Origin of the sequence: Streptomyces sp. GbtcB6 (assembly GCF_019091475.1) — a bacterium.
Taxonomy (GTDB): domain Bacteria; phylum Actinomycetota; class Actinomycetes; order Streptomycetales; family Streptomycetaceae; genus Streptomyces; species Streptomyces hyaluromycini.
Window position 1 is genome coordinate 1 of the sequence record NZ_JAGXJL010000119.1, and the last position, 8,026, is coordinate 8,026.

The following is an 8,026-nucleotide window of genomic DNA, read 5'->3' on the forward strand; positions in this document are numbered from 1 at the left end:
CTTCGTACTGGCCGCCACTCTCTTCCCCGGCGCCTTCGAGGACTTCGACCGGCTGGTGGTGCCTGAACTCCGCCGCCTGGGGCACGTCCGGAGCGAGTACACGGGCCGGACCCTGCGGGAGAACCTCTCCCTCGACCGCCCGGCGAACCTGTTCGCACAGGAACGGCACGACACACGCGCCTGACCGTGGACGAGACCTATCCGAGGAGAGACCAGGACACGATGAACACACCTCCCTTGCGACGCTCGGAGCTGGCCACCCCCGCCTCCAACGACCACATGTTCGCCAAGGCGGCCGCCTCGGGCGCCGGCCTGGTCTTCCTCGACCTGGGGGACGCGGTGGCCCCGGCGCTGCGCGAACAGGCCCGGGGCAAGGCCGTACAGGCGCTGAACGGGTACGACTGGGGCAGCACCGTCCGCGCGGTGCGGATCAACGGGATCGACACCAGGTGGGCCCACGGAGACATCATCGAGGTGGTCGAAGGAGCCGGGGAGAACCTGGACACCATCATCGTCCCGAAGGTCACGGCGGCACGGGACGTCTGGTGGGTCGACGTGCTGCTGAGCCAGCTGGAGGAGAGGCTCGGACTGGGCAGGCGGATCCGTCTGGAGGTCCTCATCGAGGATGTCGCGGGGGTCGCGCATGCCGAGGAGATCGCGACCGCGAGCACGCGTCTGGACGCCGTCATCTTCGGCGCGGGCGATCTGTCGGTGTCCCAGGGCGCCCGGGTGGGCACCAACTTCCGTCCGCGTGAGCCGTATCCGGGCGACTTCTGGTACTTCGCGCGGATGCAGGTGCTCACCGCGGCGCGCATCGCGGGCATCGCGGCCATCGACGCCCCCTACCCCGACTTCCGTGACCCGGCCGGATACGAGGAGGACGCACGATCGGCGGCCTCCTTGGGGTTCAACGGCAAGTGGGCGATCCATCCTTCGCAGATCGGGATCGCGAACCAGGTCTTCCGGGCGACGGAGGACGAGGTCAGACGTGCCCGGCGGGTCCTGGAGGCGTATCGGGCCGCCGAGGCGGAGGGACTGGGCGCCACCAGCGTCGACGGCCAGCTGGTGGACGCCGCGCATGTGAAGCTCGCGGAAGTCGTCCTCGCCCAGCACTCCGCCGTGACCGACTGACGCCGGCAACGAAGCCCTTGCGGCATCTCCTCGGCAGGAGATGCCGCCCGGGGCCGTGGATCACGACGGGGAGTGCGAACTCAGTGGTAGAGCGACAGGGGAACCCGGGCGACGACGCCGTCGACAGCGCCACCCTCGCGTGCGTCCGACCAGGTGACGTAGGCGTACCTGCCGTGGATGAGAATCCGCGACCATTCGTCACCGCCGCTGCCGAGGAAGGTGTACGGCTCGCTCGTCCGGTTGGCCTTCACCGTTCGGGGGAAGGTCCTCCCGCCGTCGAAGGAGACCGTGGAGTAGGTGTCGACGAGCCCGTCGACCACGTGCCGCCACATGATGCCCAGCGTTCCCTTGGGACCGAACTCGATCCAGGGCTTCGACGCACCCGGTGCCGCGACCACGGTCGGACCGGTCCAGGTCCGGCCCGCGTTGTCGGTGACGTACACCTCAAGGCTGTCGCCCCGGGGCAGCAGGACCGCGAACCGGTTGGTCCTGGTGGGGTCGGCGGAGACCCAGGGGATCGGGTCCGACGCCAGGAGCCTGGTGTCCGGCACGAGGTCGCCCGAGGGCGGCGGCACCGGGGTTCCGTTGCTGTCGGTGACCGGGAAGGAGGTAAAGGTCTTCCCGTCGTCGCGGCTCACCTCGAACACGGGGTTCACGGGCTGGACCGAGACCCCGCCCACGACCACTTCGGAGGTCGCGGTGGCCAGCACGCCGTTGTGCACGGCGATCTGGTTGCCGAACGGCTGGTCCGGGAGTTGCTCGACCGGGGTCCAGGTCAGACCATGGTCCTTGCTGACCGTGACGGCCGATGGTCCGGGCTCCCCGACCGGGCTGGCGCCGACCGCGTAGACGTAGTCAGTGGCCGTGTCCACCCTCAGCCGGGGAGTGGCGGCGCGGACGGCCGGCGTGTCGACGGCGTGCGACCAGGTGCGGCCGCCGTCGGTCGACCGGGCGACACCGAGTGCGTTCGGGACCCCGTTGCAGGTGCCGGTGATCGGTCCGGTCGGGTCGTCGGGGCAACCCAGCTGGTTCCAGGCGAGGTAGAAGATCCCCTTCGAGTCGACGGCCAGGTACGGGTCGCCGCACTGGGGGTTGTCGCCGGCCGGCCAGGCCGTGCGGGTCCATGTCCTGCCGCCGTCGGTCGAGAACGCGGCGTAGCAGTCGACCCTCACGAGTGCGGCGCCGTCGACGATGTGGTCCGTCGACGCGTACACCAGGTTGTCGGGGTTCTTGGGGTTGACCGCGACGACCGGCTGACCGTTCACCCGGTCCGGTGTGCCGGGGGTCGCGTCGACCTCGAAGCGGCCACCGGCCGTACTTGCCTGCGCGCTGGTCACGAGGAAGGGCACGGCGACCATGGCGGCGAACAGGCCGGCGCCGAACACTCTCACCCCGCTCCTCACCCGCGCGCGGAAGGACTTCCCGGGCGCCGTCACACGACGCGTCGCCCGGGGCCGTTCGGGTAACTGTGGGTCCGTACTCGGTGGTGGGAAGGATCCGTGCGGTGATCTCATGCCTGCTCCCTTGAAGGACGTGATGTTCGTGCCTGCGTGGTGCGGATCGCGCCGCCCGGCACGAAGCAGACCTCGTCGCCGTCGAGGGCGAGTCGGCCGTAGTGCGGGGCGGGAAAGTGGGCGGGGAAGAGGAACGCGTCTTCGTCGAGTGCCCTTCGCACGAGTGCGCGCCGGGTGGCGACGGCCGTCTCCAGGTCGTCGCAGCCCGGCAGGTGCAGCTCGGGACGGGTCAGCTGGACCGGGTGGTGGAAGGCGTCTCCGGTGAAGTACGCCCGTACGCCCGCGGAGTCGAGCGCCAGCACCGCGTGCCCGAGCGTGTGGCCGGGTGCGTGCTCGACGGTCAGGCTCGGCGAGATCTCGTACGGCAGCGGGACGACCCTGGCCAGACCCGCTTCGGCGACCGGACGTATGCACTCGTCGAACACGTTGGGGCTGAAGTCGTTGGAGTGCGGCGGCCTCGCCGTGTCCCACCGCCGGTATTCGTCCGCCGCGAACACGTACTCGGCGTTGGGGAAGGTGGGCACCCATCTCCCCTCGCTCCACCGGGTGTTCCAGCCGCAGTGGTCGTGGTGGAAGTGGGTGCAGAAGACGATGTCGATCGCCTCGGGCGACACACCCGCCGCCGCGAGCCGATCCAGATAGGGCACGTCCAGTCCGTCGAAGTAAGGTCCCCTGCCGGTACGGCCGTTACCGGTGCACGGGTCGACCAGCACCGTGCGGCCGTCCACCCGCAGCACCCAACTGTGGTTGGAGAACTGGAAGTTCATCGTGGCCCGGTCCAGGAACCCGCTGGGCAGCGAGTCCACGCGCCGCGCGATGAAGGCCTCGTCGCCGGTCAGGAAGGTGAGGGAGACCGGCAGGGTGTGCTCCTCGACCCGGTCGACCAGGGCATGGCCCAGGCTGAGTGTCCGCATGTCGTCATGCCTTCGGTGAGTGTTTCTCGCGGTGGCGGGCGGCCGGCTGTCAGCCGAGGCGCTCCCGTGCGTCGGCGGGAGACTGCCGCACGGCATCGCGCAGCAGGCCGGCGAGCCGGTCGGCGGGGAGCGGGGCACCGGGGCAGTCCAGGAACCACCTCATGACGTCCTCGTCGCCGACCAGTCCCACCGGGCGTTCGGGCAGGTACGGCTGGACGTAGACCGCCGTGTTGGGCTCGCTGCGCCAGCTCTCCGACAGGGGACCCAGGTCGACGGCGTCGTAACCCAGGACATCGAGCAGCCGGATCGTCTCCTCCTTGGCGGCGGCGCTGTCACCGGCCACGGGCAGCGCGCTGCGGTCCGCGGCGCCGGTGGGCCCGGCCAGGATCTCCAGCCGGAGGAAGTCGATGTTGTTGAAGGCCTTGACCACCCGCGCCCCGGGAAGGCCACGCTGCACCAGCTCGCTGGAGGTCAGCTCGCGGGAGTCCAGCTCCGCCAGGGAGCCGTCGCGCTCGGGGTAGTAGTTCATGGTGTCCACCATCGTCTTCCCCGCGAGGGCGTCGGCGGGCAGCCGCCGTAGCGCGCCGAGGGGGACGGTGGCCACCACGATGTCGCCCAGGCGCGCCGCGTCCGCCGCCGTGGCGGCCCTGGCGCCCTCTCCCCACTGCGCCACCGTGTCGATGAGCGTCTGCGGGCCGCCCGAGTTGCTCACGACCACGTCCAGTCCGGCGGCGAGCGCCAGCCGGGCCAGCGCCCCGCCGATCCGTCCGGCTCCGATGAGCCCGAGGGTCTTCGTCACTTCCCTGATCCTTCCTTTGCCGCCGTTCGGCGCGGGCCGAGCGGTGCCTCAGTAGGCGATGGCGACGTGGAGGGCCGACTCGCGGTCGCCCGCCGTCTCGATCGCCTCGGTGATCCGGTCGAGCTCGAAGGTGTGGGTGATGATGGAGGCGAGATCGAACCGTCCGCTCTCCATGATCTTCATGACGTCGGCGACGTCCTCGGGCCGGTAGCCGCCCGGTCCGATGATCTCCTGCTCGCCGTAGGCCAGCCGGACCAGGTCGACGGCGACCGGCTTGGGGTGGACGGCTACCGCGCCGATGCGCGCGCCGGACTTCGCCATGGACTGGATGGTGGCGAACAGTTCGTCGGGCCCCGCCGCCTCGACGTAGATGTCGACGTCGGGGAAGGTCCCCAGCAGGGTCTTCACCTCGCCGAACACCTCACCGGCTCGCCTGCGCAGGTCCTCCCGCGCGGAGTTGCAGGTCACGAATCCGAGTCCGGCGGCCTTCGCCAGCCGGAAGTCGGACAGGTCCACCACCATGACCTCCGCGGCACCGAAGCTCTTCAGCGCCACCGCCGCGGCGATCCCGATCGTGCCGGCACCGAAGACGACGGCCTTCTCCCCCTGTCGGGGACGGCAGCGGCGCACAGCGCGGTGGGCCACCGTGAAGGGCTCGATGAGTCCGGCGACGGGTGTCGGGATCCGGTCGTCGACCTTGAACACCTGCTCACCCACACGGCAGTTCGGGACGAGGATGTACTCGGAGAACCCGCCCAGGCATCCGGCGCGACTCGGGTCGCCCTTGGCCGTCAGCGGGTAGGGGTAGACGCGGTCGCCGACGGACAGGCCGGTCACCTCGCTGCCGACCGCGGCGATCTCGGACACCACCTCGTGGCCGAACTGCTCACCCTTCAGGATCTGGTGCGCCCCGGGACCGTGCCGGTAGACCGACACGTCCGAACCGCAGATGCCGGCGTACAGGTTGCGCAGCAGCACGTCCCGCGGACCGCAGGTGGGTGTCTCCAGCTCGGTGACGGTGATGTCGAACGGCCCGTTGTAGATGGCGGATTTCATCGTGGGGTCCTTCCGGTCCGAGAGGGGGCACCAGGTCTCCCCGTGGTGATCACCGCGAGGGTGCTGACCGCGCCGGGGAGTCACGGCTCGCGAAAAGCTAGGGCGGTGCGGCCTCGCGCCGAGGCCGGTGTCCCGCTGGGCGGACTACTTTCTCCGCGGGCTCCGGGCCGGCACCGGCGCGCTCAGTCGCCGCGCAGTGTCCCGGCCAGACCCCCGTCGACCAGGACGTCGGTGCCGGAGATGAACGACGCCTGGTCGGAGGCGAGGAAGGCGACCACGCCGGCGATCTCGATCATCGTGCACTCTCGGGCGAGCGGGGTCCTGACATAGAGATCGTGTTTGACCGGACTGCGCGCGAACTCGAACGCGCCCATGGGGGTGGCGATGAGCCCCGGAGAGAGACTGACGATCCGCGCCCCCCGTTGTCCCCACGTCCATGCCTCACGTCGGCACAGGGACAGCAGACCGTATTTGGAGAGCTGGTACGCCATCGCGGAGGTGCGTTCCTCTTCGCCGAGCGCCTCCTTGAGACGGGTCGGCGTCCGGGCGTCGTGCGGGTCGCGCAGTACGGCCTCGGCGGCGGGGCTCGGTGTGACGGTGTGCGCGGCGAGGGACGCGATGAGGATCGCCGCCGCGCCGGGCTCCGCGCAGGGCAGCAGGGCGCGCGTGACGAGTGCGGCTCCGGTGAGGTTGACCCGCACGATGCTCTCGAAGTCCGCCGCCGACGGGGAGAGTCCGGCGACGTGCGCAAGCGCGGCGAACCCTCCTCGCCGCTTCACCTCTTCGGCGAGCTCCAGGACCGACTCCGGCCGCGTGATGTCACAGTGCACCGGCTCGGCGTCGCCGCCCTCGTCGCGCATTCTCTGCGCGACCTCGTCCGCCTTGTCCTTGTCGATGTCCGCGATGAGCAGCCGGTGGTGCTGGCCGAGCCGTCGCGCCACCGCCGTGCCGAGGCCGCCGGCCCCGACCACCACCGCCAGACTCCAGTCCGGCCGCTTGCTCGTGCCGAGTTCATGCATGTCCACGCTCCGCCTTTCCAAGGCCCGGCGTCCGGCATCCCCGCCGGGGCAGGGGGTCGACGGCCAGTGCGGTCACCGACGGATCGTCGCCCGTGGGCGTGTCCTGAAGCGGGAAGTGGCACGCGACATAGTGGTCCGCGCGCACCTCGCGCACCGGCGGCTCGCTGACGGCGCACCGGTCCTCCGCCTTCGGGCACCGGGTACGGAACCGGCAGCCCGACGGGGGCGCCAGGGGTGAGGGGATGTCCCCGTCGAGAGCAGGTCCGGCGAACCCCCGGTCGGAGTCGAGCAGCGGAACCGAGTCGAGCAGGGCCCTGGTGTACGGGTGGGCGGGCCGCTCGTACACCAGGTCGGCATCTCCGAACGCGCACACCTTGCCCAGATACATCACCATGACGTCGTCGCTGACCGCGCGGACGACGCTGAGGTCATGAGCGATGAACACGACGGTCAGCTCGTAGGCGGCCTTGATGTCCTCGATCAGGTTGAGCGTCTGGGCCTGCACGGAGGCGTCGAGGGCCGACACCGGCTCGTCACAGATCAACAGCTTCGGATTCAGCGCCAGGGCCCTGGCTATCGCCACCCGCTGCGCCTGACCGCCTGACAGCTGACGAGGCATCATCTCGGTGAACCGCGCATCGGAGAGCCCCACTTGAGCCAGTACGGTGGCCGCCCGCTCGGTTCGCTCGGCGACCGGCATACCTCCGATCACCAGGCCTTCCTCGACCACGTCCCGGACCCTGCGGCGTGGATTCAATGAGGCCACCGGGTCCTGGAAGACCATCTGCATGTCACGTCGGAGCGTACGCATCCGCTGTGGGCGGGCCTGGTCGATGCGCTCGCCGTCGAACTCGATCGTGCCGCCGGTCGCGTGGTCCAGGCGCAGCACGGCCCGGCCCGTGGTCGACTTGCCGCAACCCGACTCGCCGACGATGCCGAGGGTCTCGCCGGGCAGGACGTCGAAGCTGACCCCGGACACCGCCTGTACGACCCCGGCGTCGGTGGCGTACTCGACGACCAGGTCCCGTACGGTCAACAGGGCGCTGTCACCGCGGAGATGGGCGTTCCCGCTACCGGCCATCGTGGCCCCCCGTCACCGGCGGTGTGCCGGGCGCGTCGACCGGAACGCAGCACGCGACCCGGTGGTCGTGTCCCACGGAAGTCATGACGGGCCCCGGCACACCGCACTCGGTCCGTACCGCGGTGCAGCGGGGTCCGAACCGGCAGCCCGGCGGCGGTGCGACGGGATCCGGCAGTGTGCCGGGGATCAGACGCAAGGGGGTGTGCCGTTCGTGGTCGATCGTGGGAACCGCCTCCAGCAGGGCGTGGGTGTACCGGTGGCGCGGCGCCGTGAACACGGTCCGCGTCGCCCCGACTTCGGCCAGGCGGCCCGCGTACATCACGGCCGTGCGGTCGGTGCGTCCGGCGACCACGGCGAGATCGTGGCTGGTCAGCATGAGGGCTGTCCCCCGGTCCCGTGGGATGCGGCGCAGCAGGTCGGGGCCCTGGCGTTGGACGGCCCCGTCCCACACCGTCGTCGGCTCGTCCGCGATGACCAGGTCGGGTTCACACGCCAGCGCGATGGCGATCATC

At 70.6% G+C, this 8,026-nt stretch carries 8 protein-coding genes and 1 pseudogene; 2 read left to right on the forward strand and 7 right to left on the reverse strand.

The features are described 5' to 3' along the window. Positions 1-184 (forward strand): annotated as a pseudogene (locus tag KVT45_RS54135) (nitrilotriacetate monooxygenase); the annotation flags it as partial. A 38-nt stretch (positions 185-222) separates the two neighbouring features. After that, positions 223-1,131: a CoA ester lyase gene (locus KVT45_RS54140; protein ID WP_217562370.1), complete on the forward strand. Its 909-nt coding sequence runs from the start codon at positions 223-225 to the stop codon at positions 1,129-1,131. A gap of 80 nt (positions 1,132-1,211) precedes the next feature. Here the strand turns inward: KVT45_RS54140 and KVT45_RS54145 are convergent, their stop codons facing one another. The 7 genes from KVT45_RS54145 to KVT45_RS54175 all read right to left on the reverse strand — a co-directional run. Further along, complete coding sequence (locus KVT45_RS54145; protein WP_217562372.1) at positions 1,212-2,522, reverse strand: sialidase family protein; 1,311 nt, start codon at positions 2,520-2,522, stop codon at positions 1,212-1,214. A gap of 119 nt (positions 2,523-2,641) precedes the next feature. Then, positions 2,642-3,559, reverse strand: coding sequence for an MBL fold metallo-hydrolase (locus KVT45_RS54150; RefSeq protein ID WP_217562374.1), 918 nt, complete (start codon positions 3,557-3,559; stop codon positions 2,642-2,644). A gap of 49 nt (positions 3,560-3,608) precedes the next feature. Next, positions 3,609-4,358 carry an NADPH-dependent F420 reductase gene (locus KVT45_RS54155; RefSeq protein WP_217562376.1) on the reverse strand — a complete coding sequence of 250 codons (750 nt, stop codon included), beginning with the start codon at positions 4,356-4,358 and terminating at the stop codon, positions 3,609-3,611. A 48-nt stretch (positions 4,359-4,406) separates the two neighbouring features. Further along, entirely contained in the window at positions 4,407-5,414 is a 1,008-nt protein-coding gene (locus tag KVT45_RS54160) for a zinc-binding dehydrogenase (RefSeq protein ID WP_217562378.1), read from the reverse strand. Positions 5,415-5,596: 182 nt separating this feature from the next. Then, complete coding sequence (locus tag KVT45_RS54165) at positions 5,597-6,433, reverse strand: SDR family oxidoreductase (RefSeq protein WP_217562380.1); 837 nt, start codon at positions 6,431-6,433, stop codon at positions 5,597-5,599. Next, positions 6,426-7,514: an ABC transporter ATP-binding protein gene (locus KVT45_RS54170; RefSeq protein WP_217562382.1), complete on the reverse strand. Its 1,089-nt coding sequence runs from the start codon at positions 7,512-7,514 to the stop codon at positions 6,426-6,428. The genes KVT45_RS54165 and KVT45_RS54170 overlap by 8 nt, the downstream gene beginning before the upstream one ends. Further along, on the reverse strand, positions 7,504-8,026 hold a 523-nt coding region (locus KVT45_RS54175; RefSeq protein ID WP_368857575.1), incomplete at its 5' end, for an oligopeptide/dipeptide ABC transporter ATP-binding protein. The genes KVT45_RS54175 and KVT45_RS54170, both read right to left, overlap by 11 nt.